The sequence below is a fragment of the Anaerolineae bacterium genome (assembly GCA_013178165.1).
GTDB lineage: Bacteria > Chloroflexota > Anaerolineae > Aggregatilineales > Ch27 > Ch27.
Map to the genome: position 1 here is coordinate 31,299 of JABLXG010000016.1, position 25,143 is coordinate 56,441.

At 61.7% G+C, this 25,143-nt stretch carries 20 protein-coding genes; 1 reads left to right on the forward strand and 19 read right to left on the reverse strand.

The window, feature by feature from the left end; translation table 11 throughout:
• Positions 1 to 19: 19 nt before the first annotated feature.
• The 7 genes from HPY64_11155 to HPY64_11185 all read right to left on the reverse strand — a co-directional run bounded on the left by HPY64_11155 (position 20) and on the right by HPY64_11185 (position 7,713).
• The gene (locus HPY64_11155; protein ID NPV67693.1) at positions 20 to 1,318 is read right to left on the reverse strand and encodes a hypothetical protein; all 1,299 of its coding nucleotides are present in this window, start codon (positions 1,316 to 1,318) and stop codon (positions 20 to 22) included.
• Positions 1,319 to 1,379: 61 nt separating this feature from the next.
• On the reverse strand, positions 1,380 to 2,645 hold the full coding sequence (locus HPY64_11160) for a DegT/DnrJ/EryC1/StrS family aminotransferase (GenBank protein ID NPV67694.1): 1,266 nt from the start codon (positions 2,643 to 2,645) through the stop codon (positions 1,380 to 1,382).
• A 28-nt stretch (positions 2,646 to 2,673) separates the two neighbouring features.
• Complete coding sequence (locus HPY64_11165; GenBank protein NPV67695.1) at positions 2,674 to 3,582, reverse strand: carbohydrate ABC transporter permease; 909 nt, start codon at positions 3,580 to 3,582, stop codon at positions 2,674 to 2,676.
• Between the two features lie 13 nt (positions 3,583 to 3,595).
• Positions 3,596 to 4,510 carry a sugar ABC transporter permease gene (locus HPY64_11170; protein NPV67696.1) on the reverse strand — a complete coding sequence of 305 codons (915 nt, stop codon included), beginning with the start codon at positions 4,508 to 4,510 and terminating at the stop codon, positions 3,596 to 3,598.
• A gap of 89 nt (positions 4,511 to 4,599) precedes the next feature.
• Positions 4,600 to 5,892 carry an extracellular solute-binding protein gene (locus HPY64_11175; GenBank protein NPV67697.1) on the reverse strand — a complete coding sequence of 431 codons (1,293 nt, stop codon included), beginning with the start codon at positions 5,890 to 5,892 and terminating at the stop codon, positions 4,600 to 4,602.
• A gap of 90 nt (positions 5,893 to 5,982) precedes the next feature.
• Positions 5,983 to 6,978, reverse strand: coding sequence for an ATPase (locus HPY64_11180; protein ID NPV67698.1), 996 nt, complete (start codon positions 6,976 to 6,978; stop codon positions 5,983 to 5,985).
• Positions 6,979 to 6,981: 3 nt separating this feature from the next.
• Positions 6,982 to 7,713 carry a GntR family transcriptional regulator gene (locus HPY64_11185; protein ID NPV67699.1) on the reverse strand — a complete coding sequence of 244 codons (732 nt, stop codon included), beginning with the start codon at positions 7,711 to 7,713 and terminating at the stop codon, positions 6,982 to 6,984.
• 127 nt (positions 7,714 to 7,840) lie between these two features.
• Between HPY64_11185 and HPY64_11190 the strand changes: the two genes are divergently transcribed.
• Positions 7,841 to 9,082 carry a hypothetical protein gene (locus tag HPY64_11190; GenBank protein NPV67700.1) on the forward strand — a complete coding sequence of 414 codons (1,242 nt, stop codon included), beginning with the start codon at positions 7,841 to 7,843 and terminating at the stop codon, positions 9,080 to 9,082.
• Positions 9,083 to 9,220: 138 nt separating this feature from the next.
• Here the strand turns inward: HPY64_11190 and HPY64_11195 are convergent, their stop codons facing one another.
• The 12 genes from HPY64_11195 to HPY64_11250 all read right to left on the reverse strand — a co-directional run bounded on the left by HPY64_11195 (position 9,221) and on the right by HPY64_11250 (position 25,129).
• Positions 9,221 to 10,243 (reverse strand): Gfo/Idh/MocA family oxidoreductase, encoded by a 1,023-nt coding sequence (locus HPY64_11195; GenBank protein ID NPV67701.1) that lies wholly within the window; start codon positions 10,241 to 10,243, stop codon positions 9,221 to 9,223.
• A 24-nt stretch (positions 10,244 to 10,267) separates the two neighbouring features.
• Positions 10,268 to 11,095, reverse strand: coding sequence for a carbohydrate ABC transporter permease (locus HPY64_11200; GenBank protein ID NPV67702.1), 828 nt, complete (start codon positions 11,093 to 11,095; stop codon positions 10,268 to 10,270).
• A complete protein-coding gene (locus tag HPY64_11205; protein ID NPV67703.1) occupies positions 11,096 to 11,944 on the reverse strand; it encodes a sugar ABC transporter permease in 849 nt (282 codons plus the stop codon).
• Positions 11,945 to 12,095: 151 nt separating this feature from the next.
• Entirely contained in the window at positions 12,096 to 13,592 is a 1,497-nt protein-coding gene (locus tag HPY64_11210; protein ID NPV67704.1) for an extracellular solute-binding protein, read from the reverse strand.
• A 338-nt stretch (positions 13,593 to 13,930) separates the two neighbouring features.
• Positions 13,931 to 14,902 carry a Gfo/Idh/MocA family oxidoreductase gene (locus HPY64_11215; protein ID NPV67705.1) on the reverse strand — a complete coding sequence of 324 codons (972 nt, stop codon included), beginning with the start codon at positions 14,900 to 14,902 and terminating at the stop codon, positions 13,931 to 13,933.
• Complete coding sequence (locus tag HPY64_11220) at positions 14,902 to 15,897, reverse strand: Gfo/Idh/MocA family oxidoreductase (protein NPV67706.1); 996 nt, start codon at positions 15,895 to 15,897, stop codon at positions 14,902 to 14,904. The genes HPY64_11215 and HPY64_11220 overlap by 1 nt, the downstream gene beginning before the upstream one ends.
• Before the next feature lie 308 nt (positions 15,898 to 16,205).
• Positions 16,206 to 16,742, reverse strand: coding sequence for a hypothetical protein (locus HPY64_11225; protein ID NPV67707.1), 537 nt, complete (start codon positions 16,740 to 16,742; stop codon positions 16,206 to 16,208).
• 67 nt (positions 16,743 to 16,809) lie between these two features.
• Positions 16,810 to 18,294 carry a hypothetical protein gene (locus HPY64_11230; GenBank protein NPV67708.1) on the reverse strand — a complete coding sequence of 495 codons (1,485 nt, stop codon included), beginning with the start codon at positions 18,292 to 18,294 and terminating at the stop codon, positions 16,810 to 16,812.
• 11 nt (positions 18,295 to 18,305) lie between these two features.
• Positions 18,306 to 19,331: a methylenetetrahydrofolate reductase gene (locus HPY64_11235; GenBank protein NPV67709.1), complete on the reverse strand. Its 1,026-nt coding sequence runs from the start codon at positions 19,329 to 19,331 to the stop codon at positions 18,306 to 18,308.
• 3 nt (positions 19,332 to 19,334) lie between these two features.
• Entirely contained in the window at positions 19,335 to 20,018 is a 684-nt protein-coding gene (locus HPY64_11240) for a hypothetical protein (GenBank protein ID NPV67710.1), read from the reverse strand.
• A 148-nt stretch (positions 20,019 to 20,166) separates the two neighbouring features.
• The gene (locus tag HPY64_11245) at positions 20,167 to 20,595 is read right to left on the reverse strand and encodes a hydrogenase iron-sulfur subunit (GenBank protein NPV67711.1); all 429 of its coding nucleotides are present in this window, start codon (positions 20,593 to 20,595) and stop codon (positions 20,167 to 20,169) included.
• 19 nt (positions 20,596 to 20,614) lie between these two features.
• Positions 20,615 to 25,129: an FAD-dependent oxidoreductase gene (locus tag HPY64_11250; GenBank protein NPV67712.1), complete on the reverse strand. Its 4,515-nt coding sequence runs from the start codon at positions 25,127 to 25,129 to the stop codon at positions 20,615 to 20,617.
• Positions 25,130 to 25,143 lie beyond the last annotated feature (14 nt).

Consider the following 25,143-nt stretch of genomic DNA (forward strand, 5'->3'; position numbering starts at 1 on the left):
GTTGGCTCTCAGCCAGGGGTCAGGCGCGTACCAGTGCCAGAGCTGACCTGACCAGCCGCTCGGCAATATCCGGCTGGAAGGGCGCGCCGCCGTAGACCGCTGCCGCCAGCCTGGCTGCATACCCTCCCCGCGCAAATTCACGGGCCGGAGGGATGTAGCCGACGATGCCATTAGCGTAGCAGGCCAGCAGGGTGTGCTCGAACGGTGCCTCAGCGCGGATGGTCATGCCCTCAGCTGTGTAGACCTCGGCGGGGACAGCAAGCAGGACTCCCTGCTCGCCCAGGCAGAACGCCTGCAATTCCGCCTGGCTGTGGGCGGGCAGGTCGTTGGCGAGCAGGCGGCGTTCCAGGCTGCGGTAGTAACCCAGCCAGAAGCGCGGCATTTTCACCTCACCGGTGACTTCCTCAAACCGTTCCGGTTGCCTGCCAAGCTGCCGGGCTTCCGCCTGGAAATGGGCGATCTGCGCACGCACTTCTTCCAGTGAAGGCACCGCATAGGCCATTTTCAGCGCACCCTGCCGCACCGCAATCCGGGGCGGCTCGACGGGAGTGGCCTTGCTGGCGGCGATCCACGCTGCTTCAGTCAGGCCCGCCCCGGCGGCATCGACATCGTCGAACGTACCCTGGCCCCACACCTCCCGGTTGGTGACCGGATCGATGTCGCCGCAGGCGCCGTTGACGAACAGGACGACCGCGCCAGGATAGCGCTGCGCCAGGTGCTGCCGGAGTGCGCCGGGATAATCCGCCGAAATGATCGGTTTTGGCCCCAGGATGACCGGGTGACAGGCATAATGCACCAGCAGCGCCAGTGGTTCCCCTGCGGCGCTTTCCACCCGCAGGACTTCCACCGTCGGGTCCACGACGCCGTCTCCGGTACGGTTCCAGGCCAGCGCCTCGTGGCGCCCCCGGCCAAAGCTCAGATGGGCGGGTTGCAGCTTGAGCGTTGCCGCCACAACCGCCCCGGCCAGATGCCGGGCGGCCATCCGCACGTAGCTGCGATCCGGCGATCCCCAGCTCTGGAACTGCTGGGTGGTGGGGGCAGTGTGGCTATGAATACAGGCGACCATCACCTGCGCCGGGGGAATACCTGTGCGCCTGTGGACAAGCTGCCGCACCTGCCGGACAAATGCCTCTGACAGGGCGATCAGGTCGCAGGTTACGATGGCCACCCGCGTCTGGCCGTCATCCATGACCAATGCCTGGCCCATCAGGTGGTCGTGAATGTCGGTCGAGTAGCGCTGCAGGTTCGGCCCGTAACCCGCCAGTTCCACCCCGATCGGTGGCGTGATGCACACTTCTGCTGCGCCAGCTTTGAACATGGTTCCCCTCCACATATGCGCTAACTGGGCGTTTCCGCCTGCTGGACGCTGGCCCGGCGCTTTACAACCCCAGATCCGCCGCTGCCTGGCGGAAGATGGCGATCAGGTGGTCGCAGGCTTCGTCGGTCAGGGCTGGCGGTACGCTCAGCAGGCTGGTGCGGCTGAACAGGTCGTCGGCCTGCTTCAGCGTGCCCCGTCCGTAGGTGTACCCGGCGGCAAAAGCGTTGGCAGGATCGGACCACGGCCGTCCGGCAGAATTGACGCCGCGCTTCTGGGTCAGGCTGACGTTGTTGTAGTAGAGGTGCAGTCCCCACTCTGTCATGGGGATGTTGTTGATGCCCAGCGGGCCGGTGACCACGCCAGCGGCGCGAGTCGCCGCGACCATCCGCTGGCAGGTTTCTGCATCAGGCCAGATCAGCAACACGAACGGCCCGCTGTCGCCTGCCGGGTCAAGTACGCGGCGGGGCCGCAGGCCAGCAATGCCGGCAAGGCCAGCATACAGTCGATGGTTCAACCGGCGCATGGCTGCTGTGATTGTGTCCAGCTTGCGCTCCTGGGCCACCAGCATCGCCGCACTCAGTTCATTCATGCGGCTACCCTGACCCCACAGCTGGTATTCCGGCTGGTCGGTAACCAGTCGGCCCTGCGCGTTGCGCGGGTAGCCCAGATCATGGAATGCCACCGCCCGATCATAGAGGATTGGATCATCGCACACGATCATCCCGCCTTCTCCGGCGGTCATGTTTTTGTTGAGCTGGAAGCTGAAGATCGCCATGTCGCCAAAACTGCCCAGTGGTCGCCCGCGGAAGGACGCGCCATTGGCCTGGGCAGTATCTTCCAGGACAAGCAGGTTATGGGCATGGGCGATCTCGACCACCCGATCGATATGGCCGGTCGTGCCGCTCATGTTGATCGCCATCACGACTTTAGAGTGCGGGGTGATCTTGCGCTCCAGGTCGTCAGGGTCCATGAAAAAGGTGTCATCGATATCGACCAGACGAGGGATAGCCCCGGCGCGTACCACCGCAGAGATGCACGATACCCACAGATAGCCCGGCAGGAGTACCTCGTCGCCGGGGCCGACATCCATAGCGCTCAGGGCAATCGACAGGGCTGCCGTGCCACTGTTGACCGCCAGGGCGTGGGCGCGTCCCAGCCGCTTGCGGTAGGCATCTTCAAGCTGGTCGACGTAATGCTGCAGGTCAGGCCCATAGAAGCGGAAAGGGCTGCGGGCCAGCAGCACTCTGGTGACCGCCTCGATTTCCTCTTCGCCAATGTAGTAGCTGCCGGGCCATTCGTAAGGAAGGAGGGGTGACTTTTCGGACATCGCTAGGGAACCTCTGATGGTAGGCCGGTTAACCTTTTAGACCGGAGAGCACAAAACCCTCGATGAAATAGCGCTGGAAGAAGATGAACAGGACCAGGATCGGCAGGGTAGCCAGGGTGGAAACGGCCATAGCGACGGCCCACTGGGGCTGTGCGGAATGGGGCTGGGTGAAAACCGTGATGCCCACGGGCACCGTGGTGATCGCCTCACTCTTGATCACGATCAGGGGCCAGAGAAAGTTGTTCCAGCTGAAGAGGAAGATGATCACCGCCAGGCTGGCCGACGCCGATGACAGCAGGGGGAAGACAATTTGCCAGAAGATCCGCACCTCGCTGGCCCCGTCCATGCGGGCTGCATCCAGTAATTCGTTCGGGATGGCGTAGGCAAACTGGCGCATCATGAAGACGCCAAAGGCGTTCATGATTCCGGGGATGATCAGGCCGGCATAGGTGTCGTCCCAGCCCATGGAGTGAATCTGAATGAACAGCGGAACCAGCAGGATCTGGAAGGGCACCATGATCGTGCTGAGTACGAACAGGAAGCACAACCGCTTGCCCGGAAAATCAAACTTGGCGAACCCGTACCCTGCCAGTGCTGAGAAGATCACCGTCACGACGACGTCGATGCCTGCCATCAGGAAGCTGTTGAAGAAGTAGCGGGCGAGGGGAATCTCGGCGAAGGCTCGCTGGAAGTTGGTCAGCCCCTGGAAGTCCTGCGGGACCCAGTGCACCGGCGAGGCGAGCACCTCCTGATCCGCCTTGAAGCTGCTGCTGACCATGAAGTACAGCGGCAGCGCGAATACCGCGGCCACGAAGATCGCCAATAACACCAGCAGGATACGCTGCGGGTGCCGCCGGAGATCATCCCACCAGTGCGCGAGCCGCAGGGAAAGCGTTGGTTGGGACGAAAGCGTTGCGACGGGGGTCAGTCTGGTCATAATCCTTGTGCTCCTACTCAAGTGAGTACTGCTCGCCCCGGCTCAAACCCAGCTGGAGGACGGTTACCAGCAGGATCATAGCGAAGAGCACTACCGAGACCGCTGCAGCGTCGCCCATGCGGTAGAACTGGAACCCGTATTTCCAGATCAGCAAGCCCATCGTGGTATTGACGTCAATCGGTCCACCGCGCCCTGGCGATATGGCCCATTGCAGGGTAAATGCCTGAAAAGCGTTGATCGAGGATATCGCTGCCACAAATACAGCCGTCGGACGCAACAGTGGTAGCTCCACGTGCAGGAATGACTGAACCCGGTTTGCCCCGTCGACCAGCGCTGCGTCACGTAGCTCGCTTGGGATTCCCGTCAGTCCGGCCAGCCAGATCAGCATATAGAAAGGGATAGTTGTCCAGTCGTTGATGATAATCATCGAGATGGGCGACAGGTCAGGTCTGCTCAGCCAGTTGACTTCCCCCAGCCCGGTGAAGGGCCGGGTCAACTGCGTCAACAGCCCGTTGGGTTGCATCAGGATTCGCCACACGATCGCCACAACGATCAGGGACGGCAGCACTGGCGTGAAGAACAACGTTTTGGTGAATTCGCGACCCGGAAAGCGCTGGTAGAACAACAGCGCGGCCAGCAACGATAGCACCCAGACCGGGACCGTGGTGCCAACCACATACCCCATGGTGACGCTCAACGACTTTAGAAACAGCCGGTCCTTCAGCAGGTCCTGGTAATTCTGCAGCCCGACCCAGACCGGCGGGCGCAGCAGGGTGAAATCGGTCAGGCTGAACAGCAGACCGCTGACGATGGGGTATAGGAAAAAGATGATGAAGAAGATCACCGTGGGCAGTACGAAGATCAACCCCCAGACCTGCCGCCGCTGGACGGAAGAACCTCTACCCAGGCTACGTAACGCTGAGAACAAGGTACTCTCTCCCTGAATAATGCCGAGCGTTGTGTCCGGAACAAGGCCGGGGGTGGGCGGTAGCCCACCCCCGGCAAACACGGCATCGATTATCGACCGGCAGCGCGGGCCAGAATGTCGTTGACTTCCTGCTCCATTTCGGGCAGTACGACATCCATGCTTTCGCCGCCGACAATGATCCGGTCACGCCCACGCATCAGCGCATCCGTGACTTCGAAGAAGGCCGGGATGCGCGGATGGTACTTGCTGACGCCCATGTCCGCCAGGAAGGTGGGCATGATCTCGTTTTGCTGGAAGTACTCGGATTCCACAAAGTCCTTCTTGGACTGGAACAGGCCGGCGACATCGAAGTACCGCTGCGGCTCTGAAGTCAGGAAGCCGGCCAGCTTCCAGGCAGCAGTCTGCACTTCCGGCGCGGCGTTCGCGTTCACCATGAAGAAGTAGGCGTAGTTGGCCATGGCATTGTTGCTGACGGCATTGGCCCAGCGCGGTTGTGGATGGAGCGTGTAGTTGATGCCAGCCTCCTCCACCTGTGGCACACCCCAGTTGCCCATGTCGCAGTCCATCGCCAGGTTGCCAGCCAGGAACGCGTTGCGTGTGAACTCATATTGCGGGCCGCCCAGCTTCCAGGTGTTGACCCAGTCATTCCAGTAGCTCATCACCTGCCGGACTTCCGGCGTGTCGATGTGCGCTACAAGATTGACCTCGTCGATCATGTCGCTGCCGAGCTGTTGAACCATCGGGTTGAAGATCAGCAGCATGAAGATCGAGTTGCTCCAGATGAAGTCGAAGCCGCGCTGAACCAGGGCGCCGCTCTCGTCACGGATGGTCAGCTTCTCGGCGACTTCTCTCATCTCTTCCCAGGTCTTGGGGAAGTCGGCCACCGGGTCAAGCCCGGCTGCCTCAAAGAGATCGTTGTTCGCGTAGCAGCCGTAAGCGCTCAGTTCGGTGGGCAGCCCATACAGCACGCCATCGAACACTGCGCCGGCCAGCAGGGACTCACCGAAAGCGTAGGCGTCAAAGATGGCCTGCTGATCGGCGTAGCCCGCGGCGACCGGATCAACCGGCGCCAGGATGCCCTGGTTGTAGAAATCACCGATGGCAAAGGTCGCCTGGTTGAACAGGTCCGGGCCACCGCCGCCCGCCAGCGCGGTCGCCAGGGCGGTATCCCATTCCTGGTCAGGGATGGTGGTGTATTCCACGTTGATATCGGGATTTTCCGCTTCAAACTGGGCGATCAGTTCTTCATCCAGCGGAACCCGCGGCGGATGGACATGCATCCACAGCTTGACGGTGACGGGGCCTCCCTGGCCATAGACGGTTGGCACCATCGCTGCGATCAGAAGAAGGGCGACTGCAGCAAGAACCAATCGACGGAACATAAGGCACTCCTCCTTTAGCTAACGGACTTCTGCGGTATACGTGGACAGAGCATCTGTGCAGTTGCTTGAAGGGTTCCCGGCACCTCCAATCTACTCCGTATCGCTCTTTGAACGCGCAGCAGCGGGCAGGCTGGCCCGGATCGCCTCAATGGTTGTCCCGCTGATGCTGACACCGGCCTGCTGAAGCGCCAGCAGCAACGCTCCGACCACTGGCGCGAAAGCCGCCTGCCGGACGCTGGAACACGGTGACGCATCACGCAGGGACGCCGCAAAGGGTTCCAGAAGCAACGGGCCAGCCTGGAAGACCCCGCCGGTCGGGTAGACCGCCATCCCACTCTCAAGCATCTCCAACCGGGCCAGCACCGCCAGGGCTGCGCGGGCAAGGGCCTGCCCGGCTTCAGCCAGCAGCATCCTGGCGACGCCATCACCATCGGCAGCCGCCTGTGACACAACCCTGGCCAGGGCGGCGATCTGCGGACGGCTGACGGCGCCGCTGTAGATCAACGTGTGGAGTGCGTGCAGGTCGCCAGCGCCAAAGTACCCCGGAACAGCGTCCATCAGCATGGTGGGCGCGCCCCGCCCATCGGCGGCCTGGGTAGCAGCCCGCAGGGCCTGGATTCCGAGGTCGTAGGCGCTGCCTTCGTCGCCCATCAGGTACCCCCAGCCGCCGCTTCTAGCCCGCCGGCCGTCTGCAGTTTGCCCGTAAGCGACTGCGCCGGTTCCGGCGATCACGACAACACCGGGCCGGGCGAGGCTGGCGCCGGCCAGTGCAGTGACCGTATCGTCGTCGGCACGGAGTCGGTCGCAGACAAGGAATTCCCGCACGATTCCGGGAACGACTTCAGCACCGCCGGTCATCCCGAACCAGGCGCTGCTGACCCGATCGGCCGCCAGCCCGGCCTGCTGGAAGGCTCCGCTGATCGCTTCCTGCAGGGCGCGAGTCATGCGGGCCATGCCCCCCGGCTCGTGGACATGGTTGGCCGGGCCGCCCAGTCCGGCGCCCAGAACTCGCCCATCGAGCGTGGCAATGAGCGCCAGCGTTCGGGATTGGCCGCCATCGACAGCGAGCACCAGTTCGTCCGCCATGGATTATTCTCTCTTCAGATGCACGTAGTAATCGTAGCGCTCCCCGCAATACCGTGAATAACCGCACTCAAAAGGCTTGCCCTCTTGATCGTAGGCGATGGTTTTGACCAGCAGGGCGGGGCTGTTGGGTGCAACGTTCAGCAACCGGCTTTCTTCTTCGCCGATCAGGGTGGCGCTGACGCGCTGGGTGGCGGTGGTCGGAATCACGCCATAGCGAGATTGCAGCAGCGCGTACAGAGAAGTCTCCGGAGTCCAGTCCAGTTGCAGCAGATCAGGGAAGCGGGCATGCACAGTCAGGGAGGTTTCCAGGCCGATCGGTACATCTCCTACAAAGCGCAGACGCTTGAGCAGGTTAACCGGGGCGTTCCGTCGCACCTGCAAAGCTCTGGCGGTTTCGCGATCAGCGGGCATGATTTGGGCATCAAGGACCTGGGAACGGCCTATAAGACCACGCTGGCGCAGAATATCGGTGAATCCGTACAGGGCACCGGTGACCCGCGTGACACGCGGATCGGAGACGAATATCCCGCGGCCATGCGCGATCTCCACGACTCCCCGCGCCTGCAGGAGTCGCAAAGCTTCGCGGACGGTACTGCGGCCCACTTCCATCTGTTCCACCAGCCTGTCTACCGGCGGCAATCGTTGACCGGGCTGGTAGTGTTCGGCCCGGATTAATTCCAGCAGATCAGCCACGACCTGATCGGTCAGGCTGTTATGGCGTCGTGAGCCAGCCATTGCGGATTTGCCCATATGGATTCATGTCATCAGGTGATCTGATCTATACTATAAGGAGTATCCTGAGGGCCTGTCAAGCAAAGGCGCGAATATGCTATCGGTCGGTGCAGCGCGTGTGCCTCTCCCGATGCCTATAGGCCTGCCGCTGGCCGGGTATCTGAACCGGGTCGGGGGAGCTACCGCCATCCATGATCCGCTGTATGCACGGGCTTTGGTGGCCAGTGATGGGCTGGAGATGGTCTGTCTGCTCAGCGTCGATATCCTGTGCGTTGATGCCGAGTTCGTGGCCGGCGTCAGGGACAGGATTGCCGCCGCCAGCGCGATTCGTTCGGAAACTGTTATGGTCGCCGCCACACACACGCATTCGGCTCCGGCGGGTATCGCCCGCTTCGATCTGGATCGCGCTTCGGCTCTTTACCTGGGCACGCCGAATCCTGCCCTGCGGAGCCAGGCGCAGGCGGCGCTGGTACAGGCCGCTGTGCTGGCGCTGGCTCACCTGGCGCCCGTCCGCCTGTACAGCGGCAGCGGACACGCTGAGGATGTCGCCCGCAACCGGATTGCGGCCAATGGACCTTACGATCCGGAAATCCCTTTTGTCGTGGCTGTCAACCGGGATGATGAGGTTGTTGCAGCGGTTTTCAGCCTGGCTATCCATTCAACAGTTCTGGGGCCGGGAAATCTGGCTTACTCCGGTGATCTGATCGGGGAAGTCTGTCACATTCTGGAAAAGCGCTGGGGTGGCAGCGTGGTGGTTGGGCTGGCTGGTGCTGCGGGGGATATCAGCACGCGCTTCACCCGTCGGGAGGCGACATTTGCGGAGGTACAGCGGCTGGCTATCAGCGTGGCCGATGCCATTGCCGCTGAACGAAAGAGCCTGGAAATTGGCTATCCGGTCAGGGCAGGGCGAGAGCTGGTGCGCCTGTCGTTACAACCCGCCGAAAGTCGGGATGCCCTGCAACAGCGGCTGACCAGTGCTGAAAGGAGGCTGGCCGATCTGGCAACATCGCCTCCTGCAGAGAGGCGTCCGGTTGAGGCGGAGATCGAAGGCTTACAGGTGGCGCTGGCGGCCGACCGGCAAGGGCCGGATCATGTGTGGACTGAAGTGCAGGTGCTCAAGCTGGGCCGGGTGTTGACGGTTGGCTATCCGGGGGAGATGTTCGTGGAGTTTGGACAGGCGACGCGCCAGGCGCTGGCCCCATACCATGTACTGGTCGCCGGTTATGCGAATGACTACATCGGCTATGTCCCAACGCCGCAGGCCCACCGTGGATATGAGTCCACTGTCGCCCTTGTTGCTGCTGATAGCGGGGAGAAGCTGGTCGAACTGGCGTGTCGACTGGCAGGCGGCGAGGTTGCCGCCAGGACATGAAAGCAGCCTGAAGGTCAGTCTGCTGCCCGAATGCCGCACGGCCTGTTCGCTCCGGGCCGGCAAAGCCCGGTTCGCCGCAGCGGTACTCTGTGGCCGGGGCAGATTGTGGTTCCGCCCCGGCCATCAGAGCACAGACGATTACAGATCGACGGGCAGGCCGGTTTCTGTTGACTGGATGATCGCGCGCAGAACGCGTGTCACCAGCAGGCCATCTTCGCCTGTCGCCAGCACCGGGCGGTCATGGACAACGGCGTCCACAAACTGGCCGATTGCTTCCAGGACGAATCCCCCGATGCGCAGCGGGCTGGTGGGGATGACGCCCAGCACGTCAGGAAGCGAGCTGGTGGTGGCGGTGTACTTCTCCGTAGCCCGGTGGTCAGAGGTATTGGCGTAAATCGATCCCGCACTTCCAAGTAATTCGAACTTGAAATTGAAGACCATCGGCTCTGTCTCTGGCAAGATCCAGGCGTTCTCCAGGGTAGCCACAGCGCCACCCTTGAACTCAACAATGGCAATGTGGAAGTCCTGGGTATCTATGCCTTTTGCTTTCAGGATACCCGATCGGGTGACCGCATAGACACGCTTTGGCTCATCTTCCAGCAGCCAGTGCACGAGATCCATCACATGGCTGCCCAGGAACCACAGCGCCGAAGTCCGGCTGCCCCAGCTCAGCATCTGCGTGGCCACATATGTGGTGTTACTCAAGCGAGCGTAGACATACACCGGGCGGCCAACATCGCCAGCCTGAATAGCCTGTTTGGCATTGGTGAAGGCCGGGTTACAGCGGTTGTGAAAATCAACCATCAACTTAACGCCAGCGTCTTTGACGGCGGCCAGGATGGCCTCAGCATCTTCAACGGTGGTGGCCAGGGGTTTTTCGACCAGGATATGCTTGCCGGCCCGGGCGGCGGCGACGGCAATGTCCCGATGCGCAAAGTCTGGCGTGGCGATCGAGACTGCCTTGATCTCCGGATTAGCCAGCAGTTCGTGGTAATCAGTCGTGTAGGCGCTGGCGCCATACTTCCGGGCGACTTCTGCAGCTCTCTGCTCGTTAAGATCACAGACTGCGACCAGCCTGGCGTCTGGTAGACGACTGTAGGTCATGGCGTGAAGCTCGCCAAAGATGCCCACCCCGATGACACCGAAACCGACCTGATTCATAGAGACAATCCTTTCTTGGGCTGCTCAGCCCTTGACAGCGCCGAAAGTAAGACCACGCACAATGTAGCGACCAAGAAGCAGAAAGATGATCATCGGCGGAATCATCGTGACAATCGCTGTTGCGGCGATGTAGTTCCAGGTGACGCCGGTTGTGGCAAAGTAACTGAGTGTCCCCAGCGGCAAGGTAGCGGTGCGCTGGTTACTCAGCACCAGCGGGAAGACCGTATTGTTCCAGCTAAAAACGAAGGCAAACATGGAAGTGACGATGATACCTGGCAACGCCAGGGGCAGGGTGATACGCAGCAGGGCCTGCAGGCGGTTGGCGCCGTCAACCAGAGCGGCTTCTTCCAGTTCGTCGGGGACTTCATCAAAGAAGCTCTTGAGCAACCAGATCGAGAACGGAATAGTAATGGTTTGCAGCACGATAATCATGCTGGCATGGGTACCTACCCAGCCCAGACGGGCCATCACCACGAAGTAGGGGATCAGAAAGACAATGGGTGGGGCCATCAACAGGCTGATATACCAGAGCATCAGGAAACGCTTGGCCCGTAACTGGAAGCGCGATAGCGCATACGCCGCCGATACTGAAAAGGGCAGGCTCAGCAGGGTTGCCCCGCTGCTGACAATGACGCTATTAAGTAGTTGGTTCCGGTTATTGCCTGGCTCAAGAAATGTATACTCAAATGCCTTCAAAGTTGGCGTGAAGATGAACTGCGGCGGCACGGTAAAGGCGGTTTCCGGGGGGCGCAACGCCAGGGCAAGGAACCACAGAATGGGGCCAATGAAAAAGAGCAGGACCGGAAGCAGCGCCAGATAAACGAGCAGTTTTTGCTGTATTGAAGTGCGCATCTACCACTCCCAGTCTTTGAAGGCAATGAGGATGTACACGTTGATGATGATGGTCACGATCACCACAATTAACCAGGTCATGGCCGCAGCCAGGCCAATGTTGTAGTTGACCAGCCCTTCATAGTACAGGTTGTAGCTCAGCGTTCTGGAGGCAGTGCCGGGACCGCCGCGAGTCAGCACAAAAACCAGGTCAAACATGTTAAAGAGCTGCATGAAGCGAATCATGATGATGATCACGGCGGTGGGCTTGATGAGCGGCAGGATTATTCGCCAGAACATCTGAACTCTGCTGGCCCCGTCTACGCGTGCTGCGTCAACGATCTCCTCCGGGACAGACAGCAAACCGGCATACAGCACAATGGCGAAGAATGGCGTCCACTCCCAGATGTCAGCGACAGCGATGCTGGCCAGGGCAGTCTGCGAACTACCCAGCAGCCCGCGCTCCGGTACAGCGAAGCCCAGGCTGGTCAACAGCCAGGAGAACAGGCCGCTGCCTTCATAGAACATGTAGCGGAATAGAAAGCCTACCACAATCGGGGCGACAGTCGTGGGCATGATCAAAATGGTGCGGGCGATGGTCATGCCCCGCAACTGGCTGTTGAGCAACAGCGCGATCCCCATACCAAACCAGAACTCAATGAAGGTCCCGCCGATGGATAGAATGAGGGTATTCCTGAGCGAATCTATGAAGGGCGTGATCTGGAACACCATCTGGTAATTGCTCAGGCCGATGAATTGCACGGGGGATGGGCTGGTCTGCAGGTTCCAGAAGTAGAAGCTGTTGACCAGGGCAAAACCCATAGGGTAGATGATCAGAGAAAACAGCACAATCACAGACGGGGCCAGCATCAGGTAGGGCAACGGCTGGCGGGGTAAACGCTTGCGCACGCCATCGCTTCCTTTCGGTTGGCACGCGGCGGGTGAGATAGAATGGCAGGGACGGCCACTGTGCGGGGAGGCGTGGCAGAACGCCTCCCCGCTGATGGTTGTACAGCCAGGACTATGCCTTGAGCGACTCGATCAACGCGATGGTGTTCTCCAGCGTGTCGTCGTAGCTCCCCAGCAGGTAGTTGGGCACGTACTGGTTCCCGGCCAGAATGTTGTTGAACAGGACCTCGGTGGTGGCCAGGGCCTCTTCCGGTGAGGCCTCGCCGCTGAGCACGCGGTTAAGCTGCAAGCCGTAGACGCCTTCCAGCGAGGTATAGATCGGGATGGGCGGGCGCGGGATCTTGCCATTGCCCTGGCGCATGATCTCCAGCTGGGCAGGCAGATATGGATAGATAGCCTGCAACTCGGGGTCCTGGTAGAGTGATAGACGACCGAAGTCGCTGAACTGGTAGTTGTAGTCTGGCACCAGCGCCATGGCCTTCTGGCCTTCGAAGCTGGTAGCCCACTTGACGAATTGCCAGGCTTCGTCCTGATTGTCGGAATATCTGGGGATGCCCAGGCTCCAGCCACCCAGGCTGACCACCTGCTGGCCGCCAGCTTCCAGGGTGGGCAGCACGCCGACATCGTACTTGTCGATGATCTCGGACGGTGTGCCGGTCATGTAACCGCTGTTCTTGACCAGGTAGAAGTAGGGCGTCCACCAGTAGAACATGCCAATATCGCCCTGCGAGAAGCGCGTGCCGGCGTCGAACCAGACATAGTTGATCGCTTCAGGCGGCGAGGCGTCATAGAGCTTCTTGTAATCAGCCAGCGCTGCCTTATTGGCCTCAGAATTGATCGTCGTGGTGAAGTCCCAGACGCCGTTCTCGTTCACCTCCGGGAAGCTGGCGAACCAGCGCGTACCGTAGCTGGCGGCCAGCTGCGTGTACATGTGGACGATGGGGATCGGTTGGGCGCCACAGACGACCGTGCCGTACATCCTCTTGTCCCCCATGGTCATCCCATTGAGGGTGTTGATGTACTCCATATAGCGCGCCCAGGTCCACTCACCTGCTTCTGCGGGTGTCTTGGGCGGCATTGGCAGGCCAGCAGCCTCGAGCAGGTCCGTGCGGAAGATCACGCCCTGGCCATAAGCACCGATAGGCAGCGTCCACAGGCGACCGCGCCAGGTATTGAGCGAATGCAGCACCTGAGGGATGAAGTCGTCGATCTGCGTATCGGAGTCAGCCTTCGCGTAGTCGTCAAGTGGGATGATCCAGCCATTGTCGGCGTACTGGCTGACCCACATCTGGTCGACAGTTACCACATCAGCATCGGGCGTTTGGCTGACGAACGAGGTGATCAGGCGTGCCTGCAGAGCATCGTATGACAGGTTCTCCAGGTTTACGCTGATGCCGGTCTTCTCAGTAAATTGATCGAGTACTTTGTCCAGAGCGAATTGGAAGGGGTCACCAACGACAAGAACGTTGATGGTCTTGGCTTGTTTCTTGAGGGTTCGCTTAGCGGTCGGCGCAGAGACCTGTGGAAACCGCGCGAAGGTCAGGGCGCCGCCAGCCATACTTGTCAGCCGAAGGAACTCACGCCGGCTGATGCCTTTCATGCGAGCCATATCCTCCTCCTTCTATCTATTATTTTGTTCACAGGGCGTTACAGATAAGTCTCAGATTGAGTGGAACCTTCCTTTCCCCTGTTCTCAACAGAGAGTTAGTGTGAGAAGCCACAGGACCACCTGTCGATACCGGTCGGGGCGATTTGCAGGGGCGGCAACGGTGTCTTTGCTCTATCCCATCCGGTTGTTGCTCCCGACCTGCTATTTTGAATCATACTTGATTCCGCGAATCACTGTCAATCGTGATGATGCAGTATGCGCAACATGGCTGTGATGGTGACTGTGACAGGACCTTTGGCGCCCCCCATGACAGCTGAGGAAGCCGGTTCCGGGAGCCGCTACTGGTGAAGTTTTACCGGTGTTCCCGTCACCGAAGATCGCTGGGCAGCCATCACAATCACCTGAGCACGCAGGGCCATCTGTCCGTCAAGCTCAGGAAAGCGCCCGGCTGCAACTATGTCCAAGAACTGGCGGAGCATCTCGGCGAGTGGATCGGTGCCCCAGTTGACCCAGCGTGTCGACGTCGTATGCAGGTCAACGTGTTGCCGAAAGGCGTCTACCCGGATCGAGCCAGCGTCGCCAATGATCTCGAGCTTCAGGTTTTCAGGAGCCGGGTAGGCTTCTGGCAAGGCCCAGCTTACGTCAGCGGTCGCATATGCGCCGTTGGCCAGGCTAAACGACAGCATACCGACGTCTTCTATGCCGGGATTGTTGCCCAACAACGCCATGCCAGTCTGGGCATAAACTTCGGTGATCTCGGTGTTCAGTAGCCAGCACAGCAAGTCAATGATGTGTGGCCCGCGGTAGAAGATCGCACTGGCCGATGGTTCAGGCTCCGGCAAATCCATAGAGCGCTTGCCATGATAGCTGATCTTGACACTCAAGACCTGCCCGAGTCTGCGTTCATCCAGGACTTGCCTGAGCGTGCGCATGACCGGGGCATAGCGCAAGTACAGGGTTGGCTGAACCATTGTCCCATGTGTTTCACAGGCGGCAAGAGCAGCCCTGGTTTCTTCAAGCGTTGGGGCAAACGGAATGTCACACAGTAAGCAGGGTGTCGTTCCGGCAGCCAGGCGGATCAGCGCTGATCGGGCTGCTGGCTCCGCGCCCACGATCACGGCGTCCACGCCCTGGTTCAGGATGTCTCCTGCTTCCTCGTATGGCGTGATCCTGAACTCTGCGCCTAATGCCTGTGCGCGAGCCGGGAGAGAGTCACTGACGCCAACGATGTACACGTCAGGACAGGCGCCCAGAATCCGCAGAGTCTGTCTGGTCTTGGCGCTCGCTGCGCCCAGCAACCCAATGCGCATCACACAACCTCCAATCGGACAGGTTGCCCGGTACGCACAGACTGCAGTGCGGCGACTGCCAGGCGGACTGCCTCGATACCATCACGAGGTGAGACCCGGAACTCCTGATCTTTCTTCAGGCAGGTCAGGAAGTGCTCTAGCTGGGCAAAATAGGGATCGTCATGTTCTGCCAGCGGTTCCTGGGGAAGCAGGGGGACACGGCGGTCTTCGCGCAGCGAAATCGCGAGTTGTTCGGCGGGCAGGCTATCATATTCCAGCAAACCGCGATCGCCAGCGATCAGGAAGCTCTGCCGGAAGCGACCGTCCGTAACCATCCAGCTTCCTTCGATATGCCCCAGCGCCCCGTTTTTGAAACGGAGGATGACCAGGATATGGTCACCGGGGAAGGGCAGTGTCCTGTAGGTGATCCCGCGGGCAAAGACATGTTCCACCTCGCCCAGGCACCAGCGGGCATAGTCCAGATCGTGGACGCCGCCCTCCATGATTGTTCCACCGGCCTGTTCAACAGACTCAAACCAGGAACGACCCTGGGGGCCGGTGGGATGGCCTGCGCCGCGTACCAGGCGGATCAGGCCAGGCGTCCCGATCAGGCCTTCGTCCAGTAGCTGTTTGGCCCGCACATACTGGCGGAAGAAACGTAACACCTGCCCGACATACAATCGCACGCCGGCTTTTTCACAGGCCTCAGCCATAGCCTCGGCGTCAGCGGGGTAACGCGCCAGAGGCTTTTCGCAGAAGATATGCTTGCCCAGTGCGGCGGCCAGCAGTACGGCTTCTTTATGGAACGGGGTTGGCGAGCAAACGGTGACGATATCGACTACGCTGATCAGGTCTTCCAGGGTGGTGAAAGCTTTGCCGCCAAAATCTTCGGCAGCCCGGCGGCAGCGGTCTGCATCGGTATCGTAGAAACCAATCAGTGCAACTGGCAGACGCTTCCAACGCTCAGCGTGCCAGCGCCCGATCCAGCCAGCACCGACGATGCCCACTCGTAACATACGCTCTCCTTTGCCGGAAGCGGATCTTGTAGCTTTATGATGATGGTATCATCGATACGCTGCCGTGTTGCACATCGGCCGCAAACTGAGGCCATCGGTGAAGACAACCGCCCTTGATGGAGGACATCAGCGCATATACGCGCGCGGGCGGGGACGATAGCGAGCGATGGTCAGCGGCCTTCAAGAACTGGCGGCGGGTGTTCATGAAGGCGGCGAGGGGATTCGTGTCAGGTTATTCCCCAACACGGGTTGAGTGTATTGGAATTCTCCGTTTACCGACTCCTTGTTGGCGCGCAAATCGGGGCAAGTCAGCCTTCCTCGACAGGTTCAAAAGGCCGGTGGCAGGCGTGGCAGATGATTTGGGTCGCCTCGAAGACACTGTGGTTGACCAGGATCAACCGCGGTGGCTGGCAAACGCAGCGCGCCAGCACCTGCGTTTTGTCGGAAGGAGTTACAACGGGCAGGCCATCAAGCAGTTCGGCGGCTTGAATCAGGACGGTGCTGCGGGCTATGGCCGTCCCCAGCGTGGTGAGAAACCGCTTCCACTGGCGCACAGCCGCCGGTGATAGTACCCAGCGGGCGACCCGCTGCGCCGGGCGGTCGCTGGATAAGACCAGGCCAAACGCTTCCGCAGGCAGTTTGTAGCACGGTGAGAACCGCCCGATGCGCTCGATAATCTCGGAGAGCATATTGGCGAGCACGATTTCCGCAGCCTGGTCGGGCCGGTTGAGGTCGGCTTCAGCGAACAGCAGGCCGATCTCTGGCAGTTCCGCCGTGACATCATAGGCGTCGCACAGGATGCCCCAGATCTCTGTGAGCGTGTCGACCAGGTCAACGTAGAGCACGATCAGGCTCCCCTGTTGTGGCCGCGTTGCCGGAGGGCCGTGTGGCAGGATCCCGATGCCATGTGTCTTACTCCCCCCGGGACCAGGCCCTCTTACCATCCCGGGGGCCTTGCTGGTGTGAAGGCAGAAAGCCCTTTTCTCCCAGCAACGGACGCGGATCAACCAGATTCTTGTGCAACGCGGCGGCTTTCTCCGGCAGTCCCAGGGCCAGCGCCATCAACTGGGTGAAATACAGAATGGGCATGGGCTGCTCAAGGGTCATCTGAAACTGGCGGGCGTCCAGGTTGGTGTGGCAGAGCGGGCAGGCGACCGCGATGGCGTCAGCGCCAGCTTCCTGAGCATGCCTGATCAGTTCGCCGCTCAACCTGATCACGATTTCCGGGCGGGTCAGGGAGTGGGCTGCGCCGCAACAACTTGTCTTGTACGACCAATCCACCACTTCCGCCCCCAGGGCAGCCATCAGCTCGTCCATGTCGGTTGGATTTTCCGGGTGAGGGGCTTCGGTGACCTGCGGCGGGCGGGTGAGCAGGCAGCCATAGTAGCAGGCTATCCGTAGACCGGTCAGCGGGCGCTGTATCCGTTCGGTGATCTGACGCGGTCCAACATGGGTGATGATGGTCTGGAGCAACGTGCTGACGCGGACAGTATCCCGATAGGAAGCGCCGGGCACACTGGCAGGGGCGGCGGCCTGCTCAGCGTTGTGCCGGAATTCGTACTGGGCGGCTTTGTGCCGGTTAAAGCACGCCGCACAGGGCATCGTCACTTCTGTGAAACCGCTCTGCTCAACGAGGGCCAGATTCTCCAGGGGCAGCCGTAGGGCTAGCTCAGGATCGGCGCGGTGGGCCGCTGAGCTGCCACAGCATGTCCAGCCGCGTGGCTCGATCAGGGTTAGCCCCAGCGCCTCGCACACCGCCCTGGCGGAAACATCGAACTCCGTGGCTGTGGAATGGAGCGAACAGCCAGGATAGTAGGCGATGGCCCCGGTTGCACCGGGTACGGGGGCGATTTTGCGCCGTGGACGGCCTGTTCTGGGCAGCAGGGAAACCTTGCCTTTGCGCAACATCTTGACGTAGAGGTCAAGATCCTCGGTGAGCGCCTCCGGATGCCGGGCGCTCAGGGCACGCAGCTTCAGTTCCACCATCAGTCCTGGCTCGTAAGCCCGCCCCCACAGGCGCACCTCCCGCAGAAAGGCTTTGTTGAAGGCATCGACTTCAGGGATCGGCGGCTTGATGTTCCGCACCAGCGCCTCGCGGGTCAGAAACTCCATGATCCTGGCGATGTCCAGGCCCTGCGGGCAGCGCGTGGTGCAGGTCTGGCAGGAAGCGCACAGCCAGGGCGTTTCTGCCTGCAGGGCGATATCCTCCTGGCCCAGCTGCAGGGCGCGCATAACCTGGTTGGGCTGCCAGTCGAAGAAAGCGGCGACCGGGCAGCCGCTGGTGCACTTGACACACTGATAGCATAGATAGACGTTTTGCCCGATCTCATCCATGACCCGGCGGGCTAGACCGGGGTTGATTGACCGCTGTTCGCCAACCTGCTGCTGGGCGCTCATAGGCTTGCCCCCTAACTTACCGGTTCGGCAATGACCGGGCGCGGCAATAATCCCGCGCCGCGGGTGATCGGCTCAACGGCTTCCTCCCATTCGATGGCCATAATGTGCACGCCGGCCACGCCTTCGATGGTGCGGATTTCCTGGATCAACTCGATGCAGATCTGGATACCTTCGGCTTTCCATGCTTCGGCGCGGGCTTTTCGTTCTTCTTTGGTCAGTTCGTCCTTGCCCTTGCCGGCCCAGGGTGCGCCCGCCGCATTCATGCGCTCGATCAGGGCGTCGGGTACCAGCAGGCCAGGCACATTCTCCTTCATGTAACGCGCCATAGCCGGGCTTTTCAGGGGGCCGACTCCTGCCAGGATGTACGCCTGTTCGTGCAGGCCCAGACTGCGCACCTTCTCCATGAAGCGCTTGAACGCTTCAATATCGTAGATCAATTGAGTCTGGATGAAGTTCGCGCCGGCTTTGATCTTCTTGGCCAGACGATAGGGGCGAAAATCTACAGGCGCGGCGAAGGGCGCCGCTGCCGCCCCGATGAAGAAGCGCGGCTCCTGGCCGGTGAACTTGTCGCCGCACTGGAAGACGCCTTCATCGCGCATGGCGGCGACCATCCGTACAAGCTGGATCGAATCGATGTCGAAAACGTTCTTGGCGGTGGGGTGGTTGCCAAAGGTTTGGTGATCACCGGTAAGGCACAGCACATTGCGCATCCCTAGGGCGTAAGCTCCCAGCAGATCGCTCTGGATGGCCAGGCGATTGCGATCGCGGCAGGTCATCTGAATGACTGGCTCCAGCCCGGCCTGGAGCACCAGCGCCCCCGCGCCGATGCTGGACATGCGCACGATGGCCGTCTGGTTATCGGTGATATTGACGGCGTCGCATAGCCCCTTGAGGAGCGCCGCCTTGTTGCGGATCACCGCCGCATCTGCGCTCTGCGGCGGGCCAAGCTCCGCCGTGACAGCGAAGTGCCCTGCTCGCAGGACACGCTCCAGGTTGGAGCCAGCGAGATACCCATTGCCTGGTGCAGTGCCGGTCATATGCTAGTCCTCCTCGGCAGGCAGTCGCAGGTCCTGGCGGACAATCCGGCGTGGCCCGCCATCGCGCGCGGCGCGCCAATTCTTGGGCGGCTGGAGTTCCAGCAGCGTATCGAGCCGGTTCATGGCGCTCAGGCGGTCGTAAATCAACTGCCAGGCGCAGGGGATGTCCGGGCTGACTTCGCAATGCCCGCCTTCCGAGCCGCCGCAGGGGCCGTTGAGCAGCGACTTGGAGCAGCGGGCGATCGGGCAAATGCCACCGGTGATGCCCAGGATGCAATCGCCGCAGGCAGCGCAACGCTCTGCCCAGACACCCTGTTCGGTGGGCAGGCCCAGGAAACTGGTGTTCAGACCCGGCACAACCCACGCGGCTGGGAAGTGTTCCACCATCGCCTGGACGCCAATGCCGCAGCCAAGCGAAACTACCACATCTACACTGCCGATTTCTCCGGCGATGGCATCCAGATACTCCCACTCGCACTGGCGTTGCACGGTCACATCGGTGACTGCTTTGGCGACTCCATCCAGACGGCTGGACATGCGCAGCGACGCCGCCAGGATAGCGGCTTCCCGCGCCCCGCCCGCAAAACAGACGGTGACGCAGGTGCCGCATCCGACTACAAGGACGCGCTGCGCCTCCCCGACCAGTGATTTGATCTCCTGGAGAGGCTTTTGTTCGGCGACGATCACGTTCGCACCTCCTCACGCACTACCTGCGGGCAGTTTTTCCGGCGTACTTGGCTGGAAATGGCCGACTCCGGTTGACCAGCCCATGCATCATCCCTCATCAACCTGCCCCAGTTTCCGATCTCTGGCGGCAGGACTGCACACCACATCCTCAGCCGTGGCCGGGCGGGCGCTTCAGCGGGTTGGGGCCAAGCGCTGCAACCTGCGCATGCATCTGCTCAACAGCTGCCACAAACTCTGCAGCCATGGCCGCCGACAGATTGACCATCCGCACCCGTTCCGGCTCCAGACCGATCTGCCTGAGCAATTCCTGCAGGTGTGCTATCCGGCGTCTGGCGTTGGCATTACCTTCCAGGTAATGGCATTCGCCGGGCAGTCAGCCCGCTACCATGACGCCGTCGGCGCCCTGCTCCAGGGCGTGCAACAGCAGCAAAATATCCATCCTGCCGGTGCAGGGGACCTGCACAATCTTGACGGCCGGCGGATACTGCAGGCGCAACCCTCCGGCCAGGTCCGCCGCCGCGTAGGCGCAATGCTCGCAGCAGAAGGCTACAATGTGGCACGGGTCAGTCTCTGGCATCGCCACCTTCCTTCCTGTTTCATGTCCCGGCGGCCAGGGCAACGCTCCCAGGGAAGCCCCGCAGGAGAGCGCTAACCTTGGCCCTCATCTGAGCGTCGGTGAAGTGCATCAACTGGATGGCCTGGGCCGGGCATTCAGCGGCGCAGGAGCCGCACCCCTGGCAGACCGCAGGCTCGATAATCGCTGCGCCGCGGATGCCGCCAACGCCGACCAGTTCCGGCTCGATTCGCGGCACGCCGAACGGGCAGATCCGCACGCAGGTCAGGCAGCCGGTGCACTTTGTCTGATCGACTACCGCGATTCGCCCGCCTGCAGTCAGGGTAGCCTGGCTGAGCACCCGCGCCGCCCGCGCCGCCGCTGCCTGAGCCTGGATCAGCGCTTCATCGAGCAGCTTGGGGTAGTGGGCCATCCCGGCCATGAAGACTCCATCGGTGGCAAAGTCAACCGGGCGCAATTTGACATGCGCTTCCAGGAAAAAGCCGTGGCTGTCAATGTTCGCCTTGAACAGATTCGCCAGTTTGCGGGCATCCTCACGCGGGATCACCGGCATGCTCAGCACCAGCACGTCCGGCTGCAGGGCCAGCGTGCGGCCCAGCGCCGGGTCATGGGCGCGGATGAGCAGCCGATCGGCGCAGGTGACTTCCGGGCGGTGTTCGTCATCGTAGCGGATGAAGATCACCCCCTGTTGGCGGGCCTTGTTATACAGGCGTTCCTTAAAGCCGTAGGTGCGGATGTCGCGGTACAGCACGACAACCTGAGCATCTGGTCGGCGCGCCTTGAGGGCCAGGGCGTTTTTGAGCGCCACTGTGCAGCAGATGCGGCTGCAAAATTGCTCGGCTGGCCCTACGCACTGGATCATGACCGCCGACTGTGGCAGGTCGTTCCCGGCCGCCAGACACACTTCGAATTCCTGCTGGGTGAGGATGCGCGGGTCGGAGCCATAGCCATAATCCGGCCCCCGGTATTCCTGCGCGCCGGTCGCCAGGATGGTGGCCCCGTGGTCGATCCGGTGCTCCTGGCCATCTGCCCTCCGGATAGTGCTGTGGAAGTTGCCCATGTGCCCGGCGGTGGCGCTGACCACGCTGCGCAGATGGACTGTGATCGCCTGTTGCGCCTTCACCTGCGCGATCAGATGGTGCAGCACCTGCTGAGGGTCCCGGCCATCCCAGGCGGTGAACACGTGGCGCAGGTTGCCGCCCAGTTCTCCCTCCCGTTCGACCAGATGCACCGCAAAGCCCTGTTCCGCCAGCGATACCGCCGCCATCATCCCCGCTGCCCCGCCGCCGACAACCAGTGCCGTCTGTTGCACGGACACCTCAACCGTGTGTTGTGGTTCCAGCCGCGCCGCGCGGGCGACCGCCATCCGCACCAGATCTTTTGCTTTGGCTGTGGCTGCCTCGCGGTCATGCGAGTGCACCCAGGAACACTGGTTGCGGATGTTGGCCATCTCAAAAAGATAGGGGTTCAGGCCGGCGGAGCGCAGGCAATCCTGAAAGAGCGGCTGGTGCGTCAGCGGGGTACAGCTTGCCACGACCACCCGATTGAGGCGGCGGCTGGCGATCTCCCCGGCAATGTGGCGGATGCTATCCTGCGAGCAGGTGTACAGGTTCGCTTCCGCATGGCAGACTCCGGGCAGCCCGGCAGCATACTCGGCGACCGCGGGCACATCCAGATAGCCGCCGATATTCGATCCGCAGTGGCAGACAAACACACCAATACGCGGCTCCTCGCTGCTGACATCACGCTCCGGGGGGTACTCAGGGGTCTTGGTCAGGCTGAAGCGCGCTGCGCGGAGGCGGGCGGCGGCGGAAGCTGCAGCGCCGCCTGCTTCCACAACTGATTCGGGGATATCCTTGGGTTCGCGGAATGGCCCGATGGCATAGATCCCCGGCCGGCTGGTTTCCAGCGGGTTGAACTGCACCGTGTGGCAAAATCCGTAATCATCCAGTTCGATGCCCAGGCGGCGGCCCAGCGCGCGCACCGATTCGGAAATCTCCATGCCTACCGACAGCACCACCAGGTCGAACCGGCCGCTGGTGGGCAGGCCATCATCCGCTACATAGTGCAGGATCAGGTCCTGCGTTTCTGCATCTTCCTGCACGGCACTAATACGGCAGCGCGTATAGCGGATGCCGTAAAGGTTGCGGGCACGCTCAAAGTACTCCTGATAGCCTTTAGAAAAGGCGCGCATGTCCATCAGGAAGACCTGGATATCCAGGTCCGGCGCGTGCTCCTTGGCAATTACAGCTTCCTTGCTGGCATACATGCAGCAGACGGCGGAGCAATAATCATGCTGTTGGTCGCGCGAGCCAACGCATTGCAGGAAAGCGATTCGTCGCGGCGTGCGGCCGTCTGAGGGACGCCGAATCTGGCCCATCGTCGGCCCGGAAGCGGAGAGCAGCCGCTCAAACTGCAACGCCGTGATCACGTTCGGAAAGCGCCCCAGGCCGTATTCCTGTGAGAGTGTAGCGTTGTAGGTCTGGTAGCCGGGCGCCAGGATCACTGCGCCGACCTGTAGCGCCTGGTCTTGAGCGATCATGTCGTGGTCGATGGCTCCCACGCCACAGGCGAACGTGCAACTCATGCACTCCGAGCAGACACCGCAGGCCAGGCAGCGTGCCGCTTCCCGCTGGGCTGACCGGTCATCGTAGCCGCGCTCAACCTCCTCAAAACTGCTGATGCGCTGTGCAACCGGCAGCTCCGGCATGGGCACGCGAGGCTGCGGCACGATCTCCCCGCGCGCAATACGGTCCTGGATCTCCTGAGCCGACAGACGTACCACCGGTAACTCTGGTCGGTGTGGCGGTTCGAGGTGTTCTCCCTGCAGGTAGCGGATGATCGAGCGGGCAGCAGTGTGGCCGCTGGCGACGGCTTCGATCACGAATGCCGTGCCGGAGACGCTATCTCCGGCGGCAAAGACGCCCTCCCGCGTGGCGGCAAGGGTGTTGGGATTGACGGCGATCGTCCGCTGGCGGGTTAGCCCCACGCCGGCGTCGTCGGGGATGAACGCCAGGCCGGCCCGTTGCCCGACGGAGAAGATCACCGTGTCGCAGGGGATGATGTGGTTGGAATCCGGCACGCGCTCCACCGTCAGGCGTCCGGCGTCGTCGAAGTGGAAGGAGGCCACCCGCTGGCACTCAACGCCGCAGACATGCCCGCGCTCATCACCCACGATGCGCTCAAAAGAGCGTCCGGGGTGCAGGACGACACCTTCCGCCTCGGCAGCTGCGATCTCCCAGGGATGCGCTGGCATCCGGTCGCGCTCCTCCAAGCAGGCCAGGTGGACCTCCCGGCCCAGGCGCAGGGCGCTGCGAGCGACGTCGATGGCGACATTGCCGCCGCCCAGCACCAGCACGCGCTGACCCAGCGGCGGGGCATCGGTTCCGCCCCCGGCGTAGCGCCCCAGCCGCACATCGCGCAGAAAGTGCGTGTTGATCAGCACACCGTCCAGGTCGGCGCCGGGGATGGGCAAGCGGATGCCCTCGTGCGCGCCGACGGCGATCAGCACGGCATCGAAGCCCTCATCAAACAGATCGTCCAGGTTGTTGACCTGATGATTGAGCCGCAGGTCAACGCCGAGATCGATGATGTCCTGGACCTCGCGTTCGATGATCGCGGTCGGCAGGCGGTACTCCGGCACGCCCAGCCGCAGCATTCCCCCAGCGACGGGCATAGCCTCGAAAGCGGTGACGCCGTAGCCTGCCAGGACGAGGTCCTGTGCGGCGGTGAGTCCGCACGGCCCCGCGCCGATGATCGCCACGCGTTCCGGATGCAGGCGTGGCGCTGGCGCAACCGGCTGGCGCGGCATGGCGTAAACCTTGTCCGTGACGAAACGCTTGAGTGCCCGGATGTTGATCGGCTCATCCACTAGACCACGGTTGCAGGCCGTTTCGCAACGGTGGTTGCAGATGCGCCCGCAGATGCCGGGGAAAGGGTTGTCCATCTTGATCACGCGCAGCGCATCTTCCCAGCGGCCCTCACGGATGAGGGCGATGTAGCCCTGGGCACGCTGTCCGGCGGGGCAGGCGTCTCGGCAGGGAGCGATACCGCGCTTTTCGATGGCGTAGGCGTTGGGTACCGCCTGCGGGTAGAGCTTGTAGGCCGCCCGCCGGGTTGATAGCCCTTCGTTGAACGAATCAGGGACGATCACCGGGCAGACTTTGGCGCAGTCGCCGCAGCCGATACAACGTGCCGGGTCGATATAGCGGGGATGCTGGCGTACATACACCGAAAAATTCCCGGCCTGGCCCCTGACCTCCAGGACTTCCGTGTTGGTCATCACGGTGATATTGGGATGACGCCCAACATCCACCAGGCGGGGGGAAATCGTGCACATGGCGCAGTCATTGGTGGGGAAGGTCTTGTCCAACTGGGCCATCTTGCCGCCGATAGCCGACTGCGCCTCCACCAGATAGACCCTGAAGCCCTGCTCAGCCAGATCCAGCGCGGCCTGCATACCGGCGATACCCCCGCCGACAACCAGCACGGCCCCCACTGGCGAGTTGTTGGGATGTTTGCCATCGGGGTTGCTCATGGGGCATCCCCCTT